Genomic DNA, 21834 nt, shown 5'->3' on the forward strand with positions numbered 1-21834 from the left:
CATGGTCTTTACTCTTGTTTGCTGTTTTTATTGCCAATCTGTCTTTTGATCCAGATTCAGGTTCGCGTCCACTTCACTTTGCGGGATCGGGAAATACATGTGCTTTTTCTGGAAGTTACTGAAGTTCTGGGTATCAACGATCTCTCCGGTAAACCGGTATCCGGTGATAACCTGGCCGCCACTTCCGTCGCTGCCCCAGATCGGCTCCCATACCTTTGTGTCCGTCTTGCGGGCCTGCATGATCGATTTCAATTCGTCGAAACTGTACCAGCGGATCATATCGTCCCAACGGACATTCTCGCCGGCAAACTCCAACAACTTCTGGTTACGAAGTTCTTCCATGATCGCCCCTTTGTCTCCCAACTGTTTTTCCGGCAAGCCGGCACGAACGCGTATCCGGTTGATATCTCTCATCGCGGTTGCATTGTCGCCGGTTTCCAGGCAAGCCTCTGCGTGAAGGAATAAGACTTCTGCGAAACGCATGATGCGGTAATTCGTGATACGTCCTGCATTGTTCGAGTACATGGTACATCCGGCTTTGTTCCACCAGGGTGTATGCTTTTTCATCAGGAAGCGTCCTTCTTTACCTTCGATATCGGGATAAGCGGGACTCATACCGCTCTTGATCCGGTATTTGTCGTCACCCTCGGGGAGAACCGTATATTTGTAAATGCTATCGAACGGGAACGAGTCGAAGAAGGTCTCATCCGCTTTCGTATCGTTATAATCGGAATACTTGAAGAAACAGGTCGTATATAGACGTTTGTCCCATTTGCTGTCGGAGCCTGAAGGGCGGGGTTCTGCAATAAACTGTTTGACCAGGAAGGGGGATGGGTGCATTTTATACCAGCCGCCACCTTGGTTCAGCCCCGTTCCGGCTCCACCTTTCAGTGTCGGGCCGAAATAATGGCCGATCACGTTACCCATAAAAGCATTGTCGCCCGTACTGCTGCCCCAGGCATCCCCGGAGTCGCCGAAAGCTTCGAAGTTGATTTCCCAGACAGACTCCTGGTTGAACTCGGTATCGTCGCGGAAGTTATCTTCGTAATTTGCCATCAGGTCGTAGCCGTAACCATTCATTATTGTTTCTAGTTCGGCTTTAGCGGCTGCATAGTCGCCTTTCCAGAGATAAGCTTTCCCCAGGAGGGCAATCGCGGTGCCCTGGGTAACACGTCCCGCTTCGTCGGTAGGACGGGTTTTAGGCAGGCGGCTTTTCGCCTCTTTCAAGTCGGCAATCGCCTGATCCAGGATAGCTTCCGGTGTCGATAGCGGGTGAGCTTCCGGATCGGCATCTTGTGGCAAAGTACGGAGTACGCCTTCATTGAAATCGGTGCGTACCCGGAAATACCAGAAACCGCGCAGGCAATAAGCCTCGCCTAAAAGCTGATCCAGCTTGGCTTTGTCCATCTCTGCATTAGGTGCTCTGTACAGGAACTCGTTGGCCAGCTGGATACCTTTGTATATATATTCCCAGCAGCCGTTTCCCGTGTTCGGTGTGTTCGTGAAAGCCAGCGTTTCCCAGATACCGGCTTCTTCGCCACGGGTAGGATACATATCGTCGGCTCTCATCTGGTAGTGCAGGATGCCTTCATAGCCACCGTAATACCCCCAGCTCATGCGGCGTATCGGATTGTAGGCGGCAGACAAACCTTTCATCACGTTCGTTTCATTCACCCAAAATGTCGAAGGGGTCTGATTGTTGGGGTTGACTTCATTCAGGAAGCTGTCGCTGCAGGAAGTCATGAGCATTGGAACCAATGCCAGCGATACTATATATTTCTTGATATTCATTTTCATATCGTTTTAGATTTTACGTGTTTAAATTAGAAGTTCAATTGCAGACCGAAAGTAATGGTGCGTGCCGAAGGATAACGGCCGTCATCGCAACCGCGTGTCATGATGCTCGATTCGCTGTCGGCAACACCCAGGTCGGGCGTATATCCTTTGTAGCTGGTGATGGTGAACAGGTTCTCCATCGCCGTATACACTCTCAGGCTCTGCATTTTCGCTTTCGAAACCAGTCCTTTCGGCAATGTGTAACCGAATTCCAGTGTTTTCAGGCGGAGGAATGAACCGTTTTCGAGCCAGCGGTCTGTATATCCCCAGTTCGTACCGTTGTTGTCGTTACCGGATACATAGCGCGGGATGTCTGTATTGCGGTTGTTTTCAGTCCAGCTCTTGGCACGTTCGGCGTACTGGTTGGCTGTCACTTCGTTGTAAACAGTCGAGAAGTATTGTGCATTGTAGATCTTGTTGCCGAAGTTCCCGTCGAAGAACAGGTTGAGGTCGAACCCTTTCCATTCCGCACCCAGGTTGATACCCAGCGTCACTTTCGGGAAGGCGCTGCCGCAGTCCTGGCGGTCGAGGTTGTCGATTTTACCGTCACCGTTGAAGTCCACGTATTTCAGGTCACCCGGTTGCGCGTTCGGCTGGATCATATTACCATCCTTATTGACGTAGGCATTGATCTCTTCCTGGGTCTGGAAGATACCGTCGGTCTTGATAATGTTGAAATAACCGATCGGATATCCTGTCTTTGCATAGGTGATAGCCCCTTTGTCGTGCGGGTTGAAGCCTGTCCATTCGTCGCGTGAACCGTTAACCTTGGTCAGCTCGTTTTTAATGAAGGAAGCGTTAACGCCTACCTGGTAATAAAGTTCGCCAATGTTGTTGCGGTGCTTGATGGAGAGTTCCAATCCTTTGTTCTCCACTGTACCGGCATTCACGACCGGAGTTTCACCTAATCCGAAGCTACCTGGCTGAGGCATCGACAGCAACATATCCTCCGTTTTCTGGATAAAGTAATCCGCGCTCAACGTAAACTTGTTGTTCAGAATGCCCATATCCAGACCGATATTGATCGTCTTTGTCTTTTCCCAGGTCACGTTGGACGGGGAAACCCAGTTTACACCGGTGATCGCTCCTTCCCAGAGAGAGGAACCCATCACGTTGTTCAAGCCTGTCCCAACAACCGACTGGGTGGCATAGTTGCCGATACCGTTCAGGTTACCGAGCGTACCGTAGCTGGCACGTACTTTCAGTTCGTTCATCAGCTCGCGGGCATTCTCGAAGAAACTTTCGTTCATCACGTTCCAACCCACAGAAGCGGAGGTGAAAGTACCCCAACGGTGGCCGTCGGCAAACTTGGAAGAACCGTCGCGGCGGATAGAGGCCGATAACATATAGCGGTCGGCATACGAATACATGACACGTCCGAACATAGAGATCATCGTGTTAGCCCAGGCGCTTCCGCTGGTGGTCTGTGTGGAAACGGAACCGGCACCGATCGTGTTCAGTCCTTCGGGCAGATCCCGGCGGCTGGCTCCAAATCCGCGCTGGCTGTTCTTCTGTGAGGAGTAACCTACCAGTCCGGAAACGGTATGGTCGCCGAATGTATTGTCGTAATTGATCGTGTTCTCGATCAGCCACTCGTTCTGCCAGCTGGTATCTTCGCCCAATTGGTAATCGGGGTTCTGGGAAGTGGAACTGAATACGTAAGGAACCGTATAGTTGTAGTTGCGGCGTGTATATTTGTTGATACCGACGTTGAATTTATATTTAAGCCCTTTCAGACCGAGGTCTACCTCTGCAAAACCGTTCAGCAGGATGTCTGTACCGTGGTTCTGGATATCGTGTGCTTCGGCCCAGCCCACCGGGTTGTCACCGCGTGTCCAAGTTGGCGCCTGTCCCCACTCACCGTTTTCATCATACGGCTTCCACATGGGGACAGCAGTCAGGGGAGAAGTGAAAGAGACACTCTCTTTATCTTTTTGCCAGAACTTCATCATAATGGTAGAACCCATGCGCACATGGTTGTCGAACAAAGAGAAGGTGTTTTTTGCGCGGATGTTCCAGGCTTCGTAGCCGGTGGTTTTCACGATACCGTCTTGTTTCAGGTAGCTACCCGACAGGTTATAGGTGGAAGTCTTGTTACCGCCCGATACGTTCAGGGCAACTTTGCTTACCATCGCTGTGCTGTAAAGCTCTTTCTGCCAGTCGGTACCTTTACCGCCGTTCCAGTTGATCAGCTCGTCGGCCGTACTGTAACCGGTCGCTTTGGCGAAGTCGCGGAGCTGGTTCCCGTCCATTACATCTATATATTTGGCAACGGACTGGATACCGGTATAGGCATCGACAGAGATACGGGTCGGTGTTTCCAGGCGGCCGCCCTTTGTCGTGATCAGGACTACCCCGTTAGCTGCCCGCGAACCGTAGATAGAAGCGGCAGATGCATCTTTCAATACTTCCAGCGACTGGATGTCCGAAGGATCTACCATATTAATATCGCCATATACGCCGTCGATCACATACAGCGGCGTGGTAGAGCTCATGGAGCTAATACCACGGATGTTAATATTCATCCCTTCACCGGGCTGTCCGTTTGGTGTCGATACGGTAACCCCGGCAATACGTCCTTGCAGCGCGGAAGAAGCGCTACGTGCAACGCTGGCCTGCAAGTCTTTAGCCGAGACCGAGGAGACGGCACCTGTCAGGTGGCTTTTCTTTACCGTGCCGTAACCGATAACGACCACTTCATCCAGCAGTTCGCCGTCGGCCATCGTGATATTGATCTCATTGCTGTTGCCGACCGTCACGCTGGAAGGCTGCATACCTACATAAGAGAATTCAAGAACCTGACCCGGTGCGACATGAATGGTATAATTACCATCGATATCGGTTGTGGTTCCTTGCGTGGTTCCTTTTACAACAACTGTTGCTCCGATGACGGGATTGTTGTCCGCGTCTTTTACTGTACCTTTCACCGTACCTGCTTGCTGTGCCCAACTGGAGAGTGCGAAAGCGCCCAGCAATAAAGAGAAAGCTAGTTTTCTGTTCATAATGTGTGTTTATAAGATTAATTCAATGTGTGTTTTACTCGTTACAAAGGTAGGGGGACGGAGCAGGCTAAATCAAGTATGATTTTTGCTATTAGTAATGATTATTTATCAAAATATCCATCAACAGGATGGCTGACTTTAGCCTTTATTTACTGAAAATAGTGGAAAATGTTCATAAGAAATCTAAAAGGAAGGGGCTCTCTGTTGTTAAGATTTTATCAGGTTGAGGTAAATTCGTATTGTGTTGTATAACATTGATTTGTGAATGGTATTCGGTGTGGGCGTTGTATTGCTTGGAGAGTTCTTTAGGGCTTATTGTAGGCTGTGCGGTGAAAGATAGTATGAGTCTGGCATAGTAGGAAAAAAGGTGTAAGGCTTTTTTGCAAAAGCAGCCATGCTTTCCATAAAAAGCACAGCAGCTTTTGCCAATAAGGTCGGGTACAAATATTATCGTGACGGAGTGAATTCTTCCACTTTTGTTTTCTGATACACCCGGCGGATGTCTGTGGCATCAAAAGGTATGGAGGTGGAGGATAACTCCGGTATGTTGTACGATTTGAAAGTGTTGTCATAATGTTCCGGATCTTTCTGCGGCAGGACGAAAGGTTTGCCGGCCGTACCGTCGGGGGCGATATAGGAGAAATAAGGTTTTCCGTATTGCCCGTCGCCCCGTTTGCTGGCGAAAACGAACCAACGGCTGTTTGACGACCAGCTGTGATAGGTGTCGGAGCGGTCGGAATTGACTGCCGTCAACGGGTCGATCTCTCCTGTTTGCAGATCCATGAGTTTCAGGTCTGTCTCCTTGTGCCAGATGGGGAAGGTGCCGTAGTCGGCTACCGAATAGAGCAGGTAGCGGCCATCGAGGGAAGCTTTGGGGAAACAAACGGAGGCGTTATGCTCTTCGGCGTTCCAGAGCGTGTCGATCCGGTTGCCCCATTCCCCTTTTCCGGCATCGAAGGCGATGCGGCAGAGGGAGTATTTGAGTTGGTGGATGCTGTCGGGGAGTTCCACCGCAGGAGAAGCGCAATAATAAACCCAGTTCCCGTCTGCCGAGAAGGTCGGGAAGGTTTCGTAAACATCTTTCCGGGCAATCTGGGGGGCTATGATCATCTTATAGTTGTCGAAGTCGGCGATCGCCAGGTCGGAAGCGGTGTCGTACACTTCCAGGCGCTTGTTATCCTGGGCGTGGTAGGCCGGGATGATGATGTTGGAAGAGAATACCCCGTAACGTCCCGACGGATGGAAATCACCGTAGACGGCACCGGATACCATCCGTTCGTCTTTCAGCGAGAGCTTACGCAAGTCGCCGTTGCGGTTCAGGATCGTACCGCCGTCTTTTCCGCGCAGGTGGAATAAGGAGAGGTTGCCGTCCTGCTTCCCGTAGATATGGCAGTTCATGCAGTTGCCGTCTGCCAGGTTGTTATCGGCAATCACCTTTTCTTCAAAGTTCTCGATATTACGTTCGCGCAGCTGGATGGTGTTCCATACTTCATAACCCGGTTCTATCAACCGGTAGCTTATAAAACCGTCTATCTTTTCGGCAGCGACCTGCCAGGTAAACGCCGGATATTGCAGCCACTTGCCGTCTATCCGGGCGGTCACTTTAACTGTCAGCGTCTGCCCTTTCTCCGCTTCCAGCAGGTCTTTCCATTTGCGGAGCGGGAAACAGGCTTTCCGGCTACCTGTCACCGTCAGGCTCTCTTTCTGTCCGCTGACAGTGACCTGCAAAGCTGTAGCTTCGTTGCGGAGCAAGAAGTTCAGCGGAGCGATATTATAGGGGATGGTTACATCCGTATAGTCCGGATAGATCGGAGCCGGTTCGCCGACTTCCGTCACCTGTTCGGGTTGGGAGACACATGCCGTACATGCCAGTAGCAAGACCAGCCGGAGCTGTTTTTTTATTTTGTCGATCATCTTCATTCTCCTTTATTGGTTTTGTGCAAAATGATAATAGAACCAGTATGTTTTCCCGTATTTACCGACCAGTGCCTGCGGGTTTCCTTTCGATTGCTGATGCAGCCGGGTATATTCTTTGAAATCCTGTACGACGGAAGGATCGACGATCGTTTCCCGTATCTCGTCTCCGGTGGCCTGACGGCGTACCAGGTCGATCATCAGGGCTTCGGCATATAAGCGTTTGGGGGCTTTTCCGACTTCTCCAACATAGTCTTCCAGAAAGCCGGGGAGGTTTTTAGCCAGCAGATGCAGGCAAAGGAGATAGTCGCGCGCCATCCCGTTGTCAGGATTGCTTTCGAGCAGGAGGCGGAGCGATTTGGCTACATCGGTGGTGGATATGCGTATGGTGTCCGACTGGGGGATGAATGCCTGTTTGTTTTTTAGCCATTGCCTGACCGCTTCACTTTCTTTTCCGGGAATTCTGTCTTTTGCCCACTGGTTGTAGAAACGGGTGTTTGACAGGATACGGAGGTATTTCATGGCGGCTTCCTCATCGCCGTTTATCAGGTTGATCTCCGCCAGGCGCTTAACCATCCGGCTGCCTGTATGGTTAGGCGAGAAGATCATGCCCAGTATGGTGGCATGTTCCGCCATCGTCATATCACCCAGATGGAACCACACTTCGTTGGCATAAAGGGAGGAGAGGTAAGATGAGTTGGGGCTTATCGGGATAAACAAGCCTTCTACCCCCGGCTGGTAATAATTCATCAGTCCTTCGGGTAGTTTGTTTTCGGCTGCGTTAGCCAGGTTGTAATAGTAGCTGCAAGCGCTGATGCGTTCGTCCGGATAAGCCAGTTTTCTGACTTTGTCCCAATGCCCGGCTTCCGCTTCAATATCTAATCCCAGTAAACGTTCGTATAATGGGTTAGGGGTGTTCCACCAGTCGGTTGCCGGATATTGGCTGGCTTGCGGATAGGTCAGCAGGTAAGTTTTACTGAACGCCCCGGGCAGGGCTATCGCTCCCAGTATCATCAAACCGGCCCATATAATATCTTTTTTGCTGATAAGGGAAGATATTAACAGGAGCAATACAAAGATAAATGCTCCGTACCCGAACAGCCAGTAACCTGCAATTATCCCGATAAATCCGAAACCGATACGCAGGTACCTGTTCTTTATCAGGTCGTAGAGCAGGAATAAACAACCGCCGCCAATCAGTGAAAGGGTAGAGGACAGCGGGTAAAGCAAACCGCAGGAGCGCAAAACTTCCCACCCCATTATGAGAATGGCAGGAACGATGGCCAGCCAGCCGTTCATCCATTTGCGCAACACGGCATAAAAAATCAGTCCCAGTAAAAGCATAACAGTTCCCATCAGGGCGGATGCCATTACGGGAGTCAGGAAAAACTGCGTCAGGAATTCCCCGGCAAGACACGATAATACGGCGGGCTTATCCAGGTAGGAGGATAAAGCCTCTGTTGTGTAGACAAAGAGTGTAGTCTGCTCTTTGTGAAGCAGATGGTAGGGACAGGTGTAAAGGAAAAAGATAAAACAGGCTATCCCTGCCGGAAGTAAGGCTAAACCGCCGTATTTGTGTGTGTCTTTCATTATTCAGAGATTATTTTGTGAGCTGGAATGTCGCCAGTACGGCCTTATGGTCGGTAGGCCAGGTACCCAGGGGAGCGATGATCGGGTCGGCTGTCTTTTCTGTAGCCCGTTCGCCGCGCAGGATATCGCCTTTGGGGCCGACAATGGTCATATCGGTCAGGGTAAGGCCTTCGAACGGTGAATACATGATGAAGTCGATACGGTCGCGGTCGTCGGCTTCGGGCGACCAAACCAGCTTTTTCAGGTCGATATCGGGACAGTCTGCCGGACAGGTAAATCCCGGATGGGTAACAGGGTCGGGGTACTTTTCACGGTATGTGTCCTTATATCCTGCTTTTTCCAGTATGACGGAAACGTCCCAGGGAACAACCAGGCCGTAATGATCGCGCATGTCTTTGGTTGCTTCCGTCCAGTCCAGGTGGGAAGGTTCGTTGAAGTCGCCACCCAGAATGACGATACGGCCGGCAGCCTTGTCTTTTTCAGCAGTGCTGACGAAACGGGCGATGGCGTCGTCTCTCACAGAAGCACGGTTCAGCACCAGGATAGAGTCGAGGTCGTTAACCGGTTCTATTTTCTCCCAGTTATTCCCGTCATATCCGCGGGCATCGTAATAGGCACAGTTGCGGTAGTCCAGATGCGCGGTGTATACGGCAAACTCCTGGTTCCCTTTTTTTGCCACCAGGCGGTAGATGCTTCCTCTGTCATCGTTCAGGGGATAAACAGTGCTGCTGTCGGTGATCGGATAGCGGCTTAACAAACCGGAGTCTTCGGTATAGAACGAATAATAGGTTTGTCCGCGCTCTTTCAACGCTTCAACGATACGGTCACAAAAACGGGTGTTGTGGTAGTTGCGTACTTCGCTTAATGTGATGAAATCGGCATCGCTGCGGACAATCTCGTCGGCAACGGCATTGAAGCCATTCTCCACTACGGTGCCTTCCTGCCAGATATTAAATTGCAAAACTTTGACAGTCTCAGTCTTTTGGCAAGAGGAAAAACTGAAAACGATCAGTAACAGCGCAAGTGCTGTAAATAAACCCTTTTTCATGGTATGTGTCTTTTTTGTTATTTTATTTAGCTGCGCGAAATTAGTTATTTTATCAGGGCTGAACTAAACAATTACCTTCTTTTTTCTGTAATTCTCCCTGAACTCAGTAGGCGGCATACCTTTTTTCTTTTTAAATATCCGGTTGAAGTTCGACAGGTTGTTAAAGCCACAGGCATATCCTATCTCAGCCACCGATTGCGACGAGTCGATCAGGGCACGTATGGCAAACCCCAGGCGGATGTCCGTCAGGAAATCCACAAAGCTTTTGGATGTTCGCTGCTTGATATACCGGCAAAAAGAAGGTTCGCTCATGTTGATCAGGTCGGCCACGTCCGACAGGCGTACCTGTTGGTCGTAATTCTTATTCAGGTAGTCGAGGATCTTGTTGATACGCGGGTCTTCTTCGTGTGGCTTTTCCTGGCGGATGAACGAATGGCTGGCCAGTTCCCGTATGTCTTCCGAAATAGAGAGCTCATGCAGGATCATCAATAACTTCATCACCGAGTAAAATCCGTCCGTTTCGCAAGTGATAGTCTTTAGTAAAGGGCGGACTTTGTTGATCGCCTGTGTACCGAATACAACTCCTTTCTGTGCCCGTTCGAAAAGCACTTTGATGCTCTGGAACTGGCTTCTCTCTAACATTTCTTCCGGTAGCGACGAGCGGTGGAACTGGATGGTGATCTCATGTATATTTTGTGATTTGCATTCGTGGTTTACCCATGCGTGTTCCAGTTTCGGGTTCGTTACTAAAACCAACTCGTCGTCGCCAATCGTTTCAACGGAATCGCCTACTATGCGTTGTGCGCCTTTGGCATGTTCAATGAAGTTTAATTCATATTCCGGGTGTACGTGAATGGGGAAATTAAATGTCGATTTCAGACGCTCGATAACGATAAAACAATCTTTGGGAGATAGTGGCGATACTTCCTTAAATAATTCGGTTCCAATCATATATTATAGTATTTCTATATGCAAATATAAGTAATTATTCCAGCCCTTTTTTTATCTCTGATGAATTAACAATCTCACCGGCAGAGGCAGGAAGCCTTTCTTTCTACCCGTACGACGCTGCTCAGGCCGACTATCAAAATGACACTAGTATAGCGACTAATCGCGATTAATATAGCCACTAATTTGAATTAGTATTGCGACTAATATATTTTAACATATCATTCCGGCAAGAAAAAAGTATTTCTTGGAACAAACTGTCATCTTTTCTTATCTTTGCAAATTACAATCTAACACAAAGCATCATGGATGGTAAGAGAGTTTTTGTGACCGGTGGTGCCAGGGGCATAGGGGAGGCTATTGTATCTGCATTTTGTAAAATGGGAGCCCGGGTGGCTTTTTGTGATACCGACGAAAAAGCGGCGGCTCGCTTATGTGACCTTATGCCGTCATACGTGCAGTTTTTTAAGGCTGATGCAAGTGACGAAAAAGCTCTTCAGGAAGTTATGAACAGACTTATCAACATGTGGGGTGATGTGGATGTGATTGTTAACAACGTGGGTATCAGTGAATTTTCTCCATTGGTGGAGACGAGTATTGAACAGTTCGATAAGATACTGTCAACAAACCTGCGGCCGGTGTTTATAACTTCACGCGCACTGGCTATTCACCGGAATAATGAAGAGGGGAAAAAGCGTTACGGACGGATCATAAATATTGCTTCCACCCGTTACCTGCAGAGCGAACCGGGTTCGGAGGGGTATGCTGCATCCAAAGGCGGAATAGTTGCTTTGACGCATGCACTGGCTCTCTCTTTCAGTGACTATAATATCACGGTAAACTGTATCAGTCCCGGGTGGATACAAAACGAGGAATATCATTTATTGAAACGAGCCGACCACAAGCAACATCCTTCCGGCCGGGTAGGTCGTCCTTCGGATATAGCAAGTACCTGTCTTTTTCTGGCCGCTTCTGAAAATGATTTCATTAACGGACAGAATATCACAGTCGACGGTGGTATGACAAAGAAGATGATCTACGAAGAATAAATCAATTAAATCCGATTCGTATATTTTTGTTTTTTAATGCAGGGTAGACGAGGAACTGGGGATCCATCCGCCTGCTCCAAGGATTGTATTCGAAGTTTACACCGACACCGATGCCGAAATCCTCTTTCACTTTGAATTCGAAGGCACCACCTACGCTCGTGTGATTATAAAACGGGTTCAGCAGCATTTGCGGGTTGCTCCGCTCCCTTTTCTCGTAAAAAGTGTATTGTCCCCAGCCTCTGAGAGTCAGCCAATCGGTTGCCTCATAACTGGCAGTTGCATTGAATCCACCCATAAAGTCGGGGCTGGGATTGAACGGTGTGAAGTATCGTCCGGCAAAGGCGCCCCCCGTCAGTGTCCAACGATCCTGCTGCCATACCAACGATGAACTGATCCGGGTGATACCGCCTGCGCCGGGCCAGGTATATTGTTCGCCTACTGTCAGCACTCCGGTTTTTTCGTTTATCGGGGTGAATTCAAATTCCTGGAAATCGAATGCCATCGGTGATACGCGGCGTATCATCGGAGCAAATACATTAAAGAAAGGACGGTAAGCAAGAGATAATACTTGCATATCCATCGGACGTTCGTCTACCTGGGGAGGGAAGTCGGGAGTGAACTCCCTGAGTTTCTTCTCAAGATCTGTCCTGATGGACGGTGTATATGTCTTGTATGAAAATTCCGGAATCTTAAAGTCAAATTCCTTAAACTTGGGTACGGCCGTAACTTTCCCTTCACGATTAAGAACAAAGTCCATAGTGGACTGAGCATGACCACAAAAAACACATGCTACCAGTGCTATAATTATAAAATATCCCCGCTTCATACACAACATCATTTTATGGTTGCTAAGATAGACTATTTACTTTAAAATAAGGTATTTATTCTATTGGTTTTTCTCTAAAAAATATTTATTTTGTATTTTCTTCATTGTTGTTGCAACTTTCGAAGGGGTGTTTTCATCATACAAATAGAGAGTAATATTACCTATGGACGAACAGCTGTTAATTGCCGGATGCAAGCGTGGGGAGTCGTGGGCTCGTAAGGAAGTGTACGAGCTGTATGCCCCTGCCATGATGAGTGTATGTATGCGGTACGTAAATAACAGGGAAACGGCCCGCGACTTGTTGCAAGACGGATTTATCAAGATATTCACCAAGATCGGTAGTTATACCGGTACCGGAGCTTTTCCCGGATGGGTGAGGAGGGTGTTTGTTACGACTGCCCTCGAATATCTCAGGAAAAACGATGCAATCCGGTTGAGCGTTAATTTTGACGAGTGCGGGGAATTTCCGGATGAGGTGGATGTATCGGTACTTGACCGTTTATCCGCCGACGACCTGCATGCCTGTATTGCTCGTCTGCCGAATGGGTACAGAACGGTGTTTAACCTCTATGCCATAGAGGGTTACTCTCATAGTGAGATAGCGGAGATGTTGCATATCAGCGAAGTTACTTCGCGGACGCAGTTCATCCGTGCCAGGAAAGTGTTACAGAAAAGTGTTCAATCATTAATTATGCATGAAAATGCGCAGTGATACAGATCATAGAGAACAGTTGGATGATTTCAGCGAATTCATGAAGCGGAAACTGGAGGATCACCGGTTGCCTGTTGATGATCTTTGCTGGGAGGAGATCGAGCCTCGTATGAAGTCCCGTCAGCGGAATTTCATATGGTGGATCGGTAGTTCTGTGGCTGCTGTCGTGGCTGTAATACTTTTGCTTCTCCCTTTTCAGATGGAGGAGAAACTGAGCGACAAGATAAATGAACAGGAAGTTTCTTCATTCACAGAAGAAATAACTCCTGCTGTTTCTGAAGTATCTCCGGAAGAAGTGATTCCTCCTGTTGACAAAGCGGTCGGAACGAAGAAACTGCTCGCCGTTGCATCAGTAAAACAACCTGTTGCAAATATTACTGAACAACCGGAAGAAGAGGTTACAGCCTTGCAACCGGAAGTGGTACCGGATACGGATGATACAGTTAATAAGCCTGCTACGGATGCTGAAAAAGAGGAGAAAAAAAAGCCGGGGAAGCAAATGGATTTGAACCATTATGAATCGAAAAAACACAGGTTTGTTTCTCTGGAAAGAAAGAAGGAAAAAAAGGACTGGTCGGTAAATGCCTCGTTTGGGACGGGGGGAGATGTATCTCTTAATTTATTGGGGAGTAGTGATGATGCTATCTATGGCGACATGAATAATAGCATCGGACCCGGAATACCTCTTCCTCCGCCGGAAGTCGAGCCTCCTTTTACTAATAACGGCATGATCCCAGCTGAAGAGTATGGCGATATCGATTGTTCGTTGCCGCTATCTTTCGGGGTGACTGTCCGGAAAGATCTCAGTCGATATATCGGGGTGGAAACAGGGCTGGTGTATACTTATCTGGCATCGCGCATGACCAGAGGCGGCAAGACTTCTTACAACTCCTGGTTGAATCTTCATTATTTGGGTGTACCGGTCAATCTGGTTGTTAAACTATGGAGTAATCCGAAATGGAATATATATATGTCAGGCGGTGTGATGCTTGAAAAAGGCCTGAGGTCGAAACAAACACAGGAAGAATTTTCTCTTAGCGGAGTAGAGACCTTGGTCGAGAAAAAAGGTATTTCCGGTGTCCAGTGGTCGCTGAACGGATCAGCGGGTGTTTCCTATCGTCTTCACCGGGATTGGAGCATCTATCTGGAACCTCGTATCTCTTACTATTTCGATAATGACCAACCGGTAAGTATCCGCACTGAAAACTCGGTAATCATTGGACTGGGAGCAGGTTTCCGGTTCGAATTCTGATAAGATATTATAATTATTAATCCTCTAAATTTGTTTAAGATGAAAAAACTAATGAGTTTGTTTTGTGTGTCGTTGATCTGCCTCCTTTGTGGGTGTAACGATGATATGAAAGTAAAGGAAACAATCACTTATACGGTCAATAAACCCGTATTAATGTCTGCCGACGTGTTCCGTTCTTCGGTGAAAGTGACTACCCAGCCGGAAGAGATAACCCAAAAAGGGAAGATCTGTTTTTATGAAGGATATTTATATATCTCGGAACCGGGTAAAGGTATTCATATTATCGATAACCGTAATCCGGCTTCTCCTGCTTCGGTTGGTTTTATCGAGTTGATAGGTAATGCCGATGTGGCTATCCGTAATAATATATTGTATGCCGATTCATATATCGACTTGGTTGGTTTTGATATCAGTAATCCTGCTTTACCGGTGTTAAAGAGCCGTTTGGAGAATGTGTTTCCGCAGAGTTATCCTCCGATTGAAGAAGGTTATATAGATTCTGAACTGTGTAATTTGGCTGCAACGAATGGGAATATTGTTGTGGGTTGGACCCAGGAAGAGGAAACCCATACATATGAATATTATAAAAATGAGCAGGTGTATAATGATGCTATGACAAATTCTTCGGGTGGTAGTTCCGGCGGTTCGACAGGCGTAAACGGTTCGATGTCGCGTTTTGGTTTGTATAAAGATTATCTGTATGTCGTGTTGAATGATTATATGAGTATCTTTAATCTGGCGGGCGATAAACCGGAAAAAGCGGTTGAAAATATGTATATCGGAGGAAGTGTGGAAACTATTTTCAGTTATAAGGATTGCATGTTTATGGGAACTCCTACCGGTATGATAATCTATTCGGTCGCTAATCCGTTGAAACCCGAATATCAGTCGATGATGTGGCATGTATATGGTTGCGACCCGGTAGTTGTAGAGAATGACATCGCTTATGTAACAGTTCATTCAGGCAATAATTGCGGACAGAATTTCAACGAACTGATCATCCTGAATGTCAAAGATGTGAAAAATCCTCAGCCAATCGTTTCCTATACTATGACTAAACCGAAAGGCCTGGGTATCGATAACGGAACGCTTTTCCTTTGTGACGATGGCCTGAAAATCTATAATGCCGAAGATCCGCAAACTCTGATGGCTAACCGTTTGGCTCATTATTCAGGAATGGAAGGCTATGATGTTATTCCGCACGACAATGTTTTGATGATGATTGCCGACGATGGCATCTATCAATACGATTATTCCAATCTGAAAGAGATCAAGCAGCTGAGTAAACTGGCGGTGAAGAAATAAGTTTCGTTTTTATATAAAGAAAAAGAGGAAATCCAAGCCGGATTTCCTCTTTAGTTTTTACCAACCGGTCGGTTGGCTGATATTCGGATTCGATGTTACTTCTGTCTGAGGAAGTGGCCATGAATCGTATTTCGGGAATGTACAATTACGGTTTTCGATCGTAACGAATGCGTTATCATTCGGGTTCCATGCACCCTGGATCGGACCGGTCATCACTTGCGAACCTATTCCCCAACGGCGGATATCGTCATAGCGTTTCCCTTCGAAGCAAAGCTCTACACGTCGTTCACGGCGGTATAATTCGCGTACTTTTTCTTGCGTATTATAGACATTCTTGTCCATATTCGGCATACCGGCACGATGACGGATCATATTGATGTATTTCTCAACATCCGGATTTTGCCAGTCACCGGATTCAACCAGACATTCTACATAATCGAGCAGTACTTCCGCATAACGATAAAGCGGATAATCGAGACTACCGTTTCCTGTGGCACGATCCTGCTCATCGATGAACTTCTTCATCATATATCCGGAGCGGACTGCGCCATTTTTTCCGACATAGTCGCTACCACTCTCATTGAATGGCTCGTAGGTGTAATTGGAAATGGTGGTGTTGTCTCCCGGTAAGAAAACTGTTGCGTATAAACGTGGATCTCTAGGTTTATACAACGGGTTCTTTTCGTAGTTGCTTTTTTCTTCGGCGGATAAAGATTGAATGGTTTTACCATCTATGGTTTCATAACAATCGACGAAAGATTTTAGAATAGCAGATACCCCTTGTCCTCCTAACGGTGTCCCCATGTTACGGAACCAGATGTTATCCAGTCCATTCGATTTGAACATGATCCGCTCTTTATTCTGTTCACCTACATAGCGGAACAGGTCACGATAGTTTTTGCCCGGATCATCATCCGTTGCGGTAGAATAGTATAATTCAAACTTGCCTGAATCCATAAGCTTTTTAGCGGCATCTTTGGCCAGGTCATACTTTTTGAATTGCAGGTTCACATCCATTTTCAGGGCCAGGGCTGAAGAAATCGACATACGGTCGCGGCGTCCTTCATCCCATAGGAATTCAAGGTCGTTGGAATTGATTACCATGTCCAGTTCCTTATTGATGAAGTCCAGACATTCTTCAACGGTATTACGGGGCTTATAGATCTCGGTCGGAGTCAGTTCGGTGTCGACAATAGGTATACCATCGTTACGCCCGTACCAACACAGCAGACGTATGTGATACCAAGCTCTCCAAACCCTTACTTCAGCTTTCATACGTGATCTCTCTTTTTCGTCTGCAAAATAAGCATTATCTACAAACTTGAGGAAACGGTTACATCTGCGGATGCGAACGTAGTAGTTTTTCCAACTGTCCAAAGTCGCTTCCCAGCTGGATGGCCTGTTGTTGTCGGTGGGGGGAACGAGTGAACCGTTTCCCATACTTACAATGCGTTGTTCAAAGTTCGATTGAAAATACATATTGTCGGTGGCCCCTTCGAGGAATACTAACCCCAGTTCTTCACCTCCGTATGCACCTTTTACCCATAATTTGCATTGTCCTAATGCGTTTTCGCATTCATTCATTGTTTTCCAAAAGTCTTCGTCGGTGACTCCTGTCGGATGGTCTTTCGTCAGGAAGTCGGAACAACTGCTACATATAAATAACATGCATACAAGCAGGAATGCCTTTGGGTTTATTTGATTATACAGTTTCATATATTCTGTTTTTAAGGTTTATAATTAGAAATTCAGGCTGATGCCGGCAGAATAAGTCTTTATCAGCGGATAAGAACCTTTCTGTCCACGGCTTTCCGGATCTGTCAGTTTTTCTTTCGCAAAGGTGAACGGGTTTTGCGCATTCAGGTATAACCTGATGTTTGAAATACCTATTTTCTTCAACCCCAGCTGATCGAATGTATATCCTAGTTGGATGTATTTCACACGGCAATAACTTGCATTGAAATGCCAGAAATCGGATGTGTGATAGTTGCTGCCGTAAGTTGAATTCGGGGCCATTCTCGGATAGCGTGCACCTGTGTTTTCCGGAGTCCAGTAATCCGTTTGTACAGCCAATGGGGTTTGCCCGTCACCGGATACATTCAAACCGAATGAATAAGGTTCGTTGTAGTAAGCATCTACACCGGTAACCCCTTGGAATAGTATTTCAAAATCCCATTTTTTATAGGTCAATGAGAGATTGGCAAAATAGTTCAGATCCGGTTGATCGTCTCCACGTATCACACGGTCGTCGGTCGTGATTTTGCCGTCCGGTGTACCGTCGGGGCCGGATACATCTCTATATTTTATATCTCCGGGCTGTTGTCCGTCAAAGATCGTGACTCCTTCTTTGGGTATCCATTTTCCGTCGGTATCTTTTGTGAAATCACTTTCCTGCAGTAGTCCATCTGTCGGATAGACATAATAACTGTTCAACGCATGTCCAACTTCATGGATACGGTTTCCGTTATCGTAAGGAGCTCCGAAAAGAGACTCGATTTTATTTTTATTTTGTGATAAACCGGCATGAACATTGAATCCGAATGTCTTATACTGTTTGCCATAATTTACATCGAATTCCCATCCCCGGTTTCTTACTTCTCCCGAGTTCAGCGGTGCAGCGCTTATTCCTCCGATGAAAGAAATAGGTGGAATGATGATCATGTCTTTGGTCAGTTTGTCGTAATAGTCGAAAGTGATGGTCCAGTCCCTAAACAGGCGGATGTCAGCTCCGATATTCAACATATTGACTGTTTCCCAGGTGATATCCGGGTTACCGAAAACTGTTTCGTTCCCGTTTCCTGCATCGATCAATGTCTGATATTTGTATAATCCGATATTCTCATTACCCAATAATCCGTATGAACCTCGTACCTTGAATTCGTTGATCTGATTTTTTAACGGCTTCATAAAACTCTCTTCATGCAGGTTCCAACCGGCTGCTATGGAGGGGAATACTCCGAATTTATTTCCTTTGCCGAATCGGGAAGAACCGTCACGGCGGATGGTTCCCTCCAGCAAATAGCGACGGTCGAATGTATAGTTCACTTTAGCAAAAATGGAAGTCATCGACCAACGATCCCAGTCTCCCTGGTTGGTTAGCTCCTGATTGTAACCTCCGATACCGAATAAGCGGTGTTTCTTTTTCTCCCAGGTATATTCAGCCGTTGCACCGATATAATAATAGCTGGACCTGTCTTTGGAGGCTGAATAAGAGGCTCCCCAGGTTTGAAGAAATGCTTCGGAGTTATAATCGAAGAAGTTATAGGCTTTGCGCTCATCCCGTTGTGCACTACTGCTGATGCGATACGAATATTGTCCTCTAAGGATCAACTTCGGGATCACCTCCCAGCGAGGGGCTATATTGATACTGATATTGTCTTCCAGGTTCGTACGAATACCTCCCCGGTCGAGAATGGCGGCAGGATTACGTTGTTCCGGGCGATTCCCGTAATACACGATATCGTTACCTTCTTTCATCGGATAGCGGATCACGGTATTAGGTGGCGTAGAATAGATATAAGTAAAAATATCGCCGCCATTATCGAATAAAGGTTTTTCCCTGTTTGTCCGGTATGAGTTGAAGTCCATGTTTACAGACAGGTTATCTAATAGACTGACGGAAGTATTGGCCCGGATATTCAGACGGTCTGAATTTGTGTTTTCTACCAGACCGTCATTTTTCAGATAGTTAGCTGTTAATGCAAAACGGGCCAGATTACCACCACCGGATACGGATACAGAATGGCTTTGAACAGAACCGTTTTTAAACAGGAAGTCAGTCCAGTCCGTATTAGGATAGTTTACAGGGTCGGAACCATCTCTGGTCTTGTTGATTGCTTCCTGTGAATAAACCGGGTTTCCTCCGATGTTTATATTCGCAGCGTTTACCATTTCCATATATCCGGCACCGTCAATGAACTCCGGTAGATATGTCGCCTTTTGAATACCATAATATCCGTTGTAAGAAACGTTTACTTTACCGGGTGTTCCTCGTTTGGTTTTTACAACGATAACACCGTTTGCCGCACGTGCTCCATAAATAGCTGCTGCTGCGGCATCCTTCAGTACGGTTACGCTTTCAATCGTGTTTGGATCGAGGTTATTCATATCCATTGGAACACCGTCTACCAAGACCAACGGGTCATTATTGGTTTGTAAGGACGAAACACCTCTGATCTTGATGGTTGCAGCATCTGCACCCGGCAAACCGGAACCCTGTGATACGGAAAGGCCTGTGATCCCTCCCTGTAAAGCCTGCGACATAGAAGTCACCGGTTTGCTGATCAGGTTTGAGGATACATTCAGTGAGGAAATAGAAGATATCGAGTTCAGTTTCTTTTCTTCCGAGAAACCGGTAACGATAACTTCATCCAATGATTCGATGTCTTCCGTCAGAGATACACTCAAGTTACTGATTGCACGGGAGACTACATACTCGTAATTCTTGAAACCCAGGTATGAGAAGACAATAATATCTCCCTTTTTAGCCTTGAGAGAGAAATATCCACCCATGTCTGAGATCGTACCCAACTGAGTCCCTTTGATAGAGATGTTTACGCCAGGCAAGGGGAGTGGAGGTTCGCTTTGTTCGAGTGTCTGTCCCTGAATCGTCCATGAACGCTCGTCATTTACGCTGGGTACCGTCGGGGTATTCTTATTTACGGATCTCCTGGCAATGGCAATGTAATCGTCAATCTGTCTGAATGTATATTCATTACCCAGAACGGCTTTTAGAGCCTCTTCTATATTGGATGTTTTCAAGTTGACAGAAACTTTTTTATTTGAAGCCAGCTCTTCATTACTATAGGCTAACTTGATTCCGGACTGCTTCGATATAGCATCGAGTATTTGCTCCATCCGGGCATTCTGAAACGATAGACTTAAGGTGTAGTTTTGTTCAAATATAGATTCGTAAGCAAACACATCTAACGAAATAGTTGATAATGAACAAATAAGTGAAATTAAAAATAAGAATCGTTTTAAGACTTTTTGTGTCTTACAAAAGCCTTCCGATATTCTTTTTTCCATAAATTTGTAATTTACAGGTTAAACAAATGATTTTAATTTTTTGATCTGTGTAGGGGTAGTATCTGATCCATACTACCTCTTCTGTTTTTCCATTGTGTGATTTACGTCATTCTTCCCTCCTTTGCTTTTTGATGTTAATACTATTTCCTGCTTTCTCTAATTTTACATCAGAAGTGAAACTAATCACTTCCAGTATTTGGTCTAATGTCGATTGACGGTCTATTGTGATTGAGAAACGTTTACTTTTCAGCTCTTCCTCCATATAATTCGGATAGATATCATGCCAACGTTGTAATTTGTCGATGATCTCTTCCAGCGTTGCATCTTTGAAAATGTATTTGCCGTTTATCCATGAAGTATAAAGTTCCGTATTCACCGTCTGAATATTTGTCAGGTGATTTTTCTTATTATAGGTGAATTGTTCGGAGGGCGTGATTATCTGTTTTTCCCCCTGTTCCGTATGTATGGAGACAGAGCCTTCTACAAGAGTTGTACTGATCGTATTCTCTTTTCCGTAGCAAGAGACATTGAAAGATGTTCCTAATACAATGATTTCTATACCTTTGGTTTTTACGAAAAAGGGTTTCTCCGGATTGGGAGTAACTTCAAAAAAGGCTTCTCCGATAAGTGTTACTTCACGTTTGTCTCCGATGAACTGCTCCGGATAAATGAGCTCTGATTCAGAGTTCAGCCAGATACGGCTTCCGTCTTCAAGATGTAGCCGGTAAGTCCTTCCCTTGGGGATGACCAGGTGGTTGTTTAAAACCGTTTTTTTAGTAACCTCCTTTTTAGCTTCATAAACGAGTTTGTTGTCCTTGTCATTCTTGATGACAACCTGTTCTTGTTTGATGGAAAAGGATTCTTCACTCAATGCAATTTTCTCTCCGTTCTCTAAAAGTAGCGTAGGTTCTACAAACTCTTTTATATCAATTTGTTCCATCTGGCTGAGAGTATCGGAAGGAACTTCTTCGTTAAATAGGATTATGCCGAGAGATACAATGATCGCAACCATTGCTGCATAACGTGTCCATACAGGGAATTTAAATATTTTCTTTTTGTCGATCGTCTGATTTCGTACTATTTGCCAGGCCTGTTCTGTATCGACTCGCGTTTCTTTGGGAAGGCGTAATGAGATCTGATACAATCGTTTTATTCTGTTATACTCCTTCCTGTTTTCTTCTGATTTTTTTATCCATTGCGAGAAGAGAATGTGTTCTTCATTTGTGGCTTCGTCGGCCAGAACGGAAAGGATGATTTGATATATTGTTTCAGACTTCATTTTTCTTCTTTTTTATTATTGACAATCGGAGAAGACAAAATGGGT

14 protein-coding genes are annotated in these 21834 nt (G+C 46.4%); 4 read left to right on the forward strand and 10 right to left on the reverse strand.

All coding sequences use genetic code 11. The features are described from left to right. Positions 1-27: 27 nt before the first annotated feature. The 6 genes from HMPREF1212_RS00945 to HMPREF1212_RS00970 form a co-directional block, all read right to left on the reverse strand. A complete protein-coding gene (locus HMPREF1212_RS00945) occupies positions 28-1797 on the reverse strand; it encodes a RagB/SusD family nutrient uptake outer membrane protein (RefSeq protein WP_046148106.1) in 1770 nt (589 codons plus the stop codon). Between the two features lie 26 nt (positions 1798-1823). Beyond that, positions 1824-4838, reverse strand: a complete 3015-nt coding sequence (locus tag HMPREF1212_RS00950; RefSeq protein WP_028729940.1) for a SusC/RagA family TonB-linked outer membrane protein — start codon at positions 4836-4838, stop codon at positions 1824-1826. Positions 4839-5285: 447 nt separating this feature from the next. Continuing rightward, positions 5286-6752 carry a TolB family protein gene (locus HMPREF1212_RS00955; protein WP_198293245.1) on the reverse strand — a complete coding sequence of 489 codons (1467 nt, stop codon included), beginning with the start codon at positions 6750-6752 and terminating at the stop codon, positions 5286-5288. Positions 6753-6764: 12 nt separating this feature from the next. Then, positions 6765-8342 (reverse strand): DUF6057 family protein, encoded by a 1578-nt coding sequence (locus HMPREF1212_RS00960; RefSeq protein ID WP_046148108.1) that lies wholly within the window; start codon positions 8340-8342, stop codon positions 6765-6767. A gap of 10 nt (positions 8343-8352) precedes the next feature. Continuing rightward, complete coding sequence (locus HMPREF1212_RS00965) at positions 8353-9390, reverse strand: endonuclease/exonuclease/phosphatase family protein (protein ID WP_046148109.1); 1038 nt, start codon at positions 9388-9390, stop codon at positions 8353-8355. 63 nt (positions 9391-9453) lie between these two features. Then, positions 9454-10341, reverse strand: a complete 888-nt coding sequence (locus HMPREF1212_RS00970; protein WP_046148110.1) for an AraC family transcriptional regulator — start codon at positions 10339-10341, stop codon at positions 9454-9456. A 302-nt stretch (positions 10342-10643) separates the two neighbouring features. On the opposite strand from HMPREF1212_RS00970, the gene HMPREF1212_RS00975 reads away from it, so the two are divergent. Further along, the gene (locus HMPREF1212_RS00975) at positions 10644-11387 is read left to right on the forward strand and encodes an SDR family NAD(P)-dependent oxidoreductase (protein ID WP_046148111.1); all 744 of its coding nucleotides are present in this window, start codon (positions 10644-10646) and stop codon (positions 11385-11387) included. 1 nt (position 11388) lies between these two features. Here HMPREF1212_RS00975 and HMPREF1212_RS00980 read toward each other — a convergent pair whose 3' ends face one another. Beyond that, positions 11389-12213: a hypothetical protein gene (locus tag HMPREF1212_RS00980; protein ID WP_028729934.1), complete on the reverse strand. Its 825-nt coding sequence runs from the start codon at positions 12211-12213 to the stop codon at positions 11389-11391. A 163-nt stretch (positions 12214-12376) separates the two neighbouring features. Here HMPREF1212_RS00980 and HMPREF1212_RS00985 point away from each other — a divergent pair, with 163 nt between their 5' ends. Genes HMPREF1212_RS00985 through HMPREF1212_RS00995 form a run of 3 tightly spaced genes read left to right on the forward strand, consistent with a single transcriptional unit; the run spans position 12377 to position 15482 of the window. Next, the gene (locus HMPREF1212_RS00985) at positions 12377-12925 is read left to right on the forward strand and encodes an RNA polymerase sigma factor (protein ID WP_028729933.1); all 549 of its coding nucleotides are present in this window, start codon (positions 12377-12379) and stop codon (positions 12923-12925) included. Next, entirely contained in the window at positions 12909-14177 is a 1269-nt protein-coding gene (locus HMPREF1212_RS00990) for a porin family protein (protein ID WP_232430032.1), read from the forward strand. Before HMPREF1212_RS00985 ends, HMPREF1212_RS00990 begins: the two co-directional genes overlap by 17 nt. A 39-nt stretch (positions 14178-14216) precedes the next feature. Then, on the forward strand, positions 14217-15482 hold the full coding sequence (locus HMPREF1212_RS00995; RefSeq protein ID WP_028729931.1) for an LVIVD repeat-containing protein: 1266 nt from the start codon (positions 14217-14219) through the stop codon (positions 15480-15482). Between the two features lie 57 nt (positions 15483-15539). On the opposite strand, the gene HMPREF1212_RS01000 is transcribed toward HMPREF1212_RS00995, so the two are convergent. The 3 genes from HMPREF1212_RS01000 to HMPREF1212_RS01010 all read right to left on the reverse strand — a co-directional run bounded on the left by HMPREF1212_RS01000 (position 15540) and on the right by HMPREF1212_RS01010 (position 21789). Then, positions 15540-17198: a RagB/SusD family nutrient uptake outer membrane protein gene (locus tag HMPREF1212_RS01000; protein WP_028729930.1), complete on the reverse strand. Its 1659-nt coding sequence runs from the start codon at positions 17196-17198 to the stop codon at positions 15540-15542. A gap of 24 nt (positions 17199-17222) precedes the next feature. After that, positions 17223-20510: a TonB-dependent receptor gene (locus HMPREF1212_RS01005; protein WP_046148112.1), complete on the reverse strand. Its 3288-nt coding sequence runs from the start codon at positions 20508-20510 to the stop codon at positions 17223-17225. 106 nt (positions 20511-20616) lie between these two features. Then, a complete protein-coding gene (locus tag HMPREF1212_RS01010) occupies positions 20617-21789 on the reverse strand; it encodes a FecR family protein (protein WP_046148113.1) in 1173 nt (390 codons plus the stop codon). Positions 21790-21834 lie beyond the last annotated feature (45 nt).

It is taken from the genome of Parabacteroides sp. HGS0025 (assembly GCF_000969845.1).
Lineage (GTDB): Bacteria > Bacteroidota > Bacteroidia > Bacteroidales > Tannerellaceae > Parabacteroides > Parabacteroides gordonii.

Bases quoted from the DNA above. Each gene is read 5' to 3' on its own strand.
- HMPREF1212_RS01000 (WP_028729930.1), bottom strand. From the start codon at position 17,198: ATGAAACTGTATAATCAAATAAACCCAAAGGCATTCCTGCTTGTATGC.
- HMPREF1212_RS00975 (WP_046148111.1), top strand. From the start codon at position 10,644: ATGGATGGTAAGAGAGTTTTTGTGACCGGTGGTGCCAGGGGCATAGGG.
- HMPREF1212_RS00990 (WP_232430032.1), top strand. From the start codon at position 12,909: ATGAAAATGCGCAGTGATACAGATCATAGAGAACAGTTGGATGATTTC.
- HMPREF1212_RS00955 (WP_198293245.1), bottom strand. From the start codon at position 6,752: ATGATCGACAAAATAAAAAAACAGCTCCGGCTGGTCTTGCTACTGGCA.
- HMPREF1212_RS00985 (WP_028729933.1), top strand. From the start codon at position 12,377: ATGGACGAACAGCTGTTAATTGCCGGATGCAAGCGTGGGGAGTCGTGG.
- HMPREF1212_RS00970 (WP_046148110.1), bottom strand. From the start codon at position 10,341: ATGATTGGAACCGAATTATTTAAGGAAGTATCGCCACTATCTCCCAAA.
- HMPREF1212_RS00960 (WP_046148108.1), bottom strand. From the start codon at position 8,342: ATGAAAGACACACACAAATACGGCGGTTTAGCCTTACTTCCGGCAGGG.
- HMPREF1212_RS00980 (WP_028729934.1), bottom strand. From the start codon at position 12,213: ATGAAGCGGGGATATTTTATAATTATAGCACTGGTAGCATGTGTTTTT.
- HMPREF1212_RS00945 (WP_046148106.1), bottom strand. From the start codon at position 1,797: ATGAAAATGAATATCAAGAAATATATAGTATCGCTGGCATTGGTTCCA.
- HMPREF1212_RS00995 (WP_028729931.1), top strand. From the start codon at position 14,217: ATGAAAAAACTAATGAGTTTGTTTTGTGTGTCGTTGATCTGCCTCCTT.
- HMPREF1212_RS00950 (WP_028729940.1), bottom strand. From the start codon at position 4,838: ATGAACAGAAAACTAGCTTTCTCTTTATTGCTGGGCGCTTTCGCACTC.
- HMPREF1212_RS00965 (WP_046148109.1), bottom strand. From the start codon at position 9,390: ATGAAAAAGGGTTTATTTACAGCACTTGCGCTGTTACTGATCGTTTTC.
- HMPREF1212_RS01010 (WP_046148113.1), bottom strand. From the start codon at position 21,789: ATGAAGTCTGAAACAATATATCAAATCATCCTTTCCGTTCTGGCCGAC.
- HMPREF1212_RS01005 (WP_046148112.1), bottom strand. From the start codon at position 20,510: ATGGAAAAAAGAATATCGGAAGGCTTTTGTAAGACACAAAAAGTCTTA.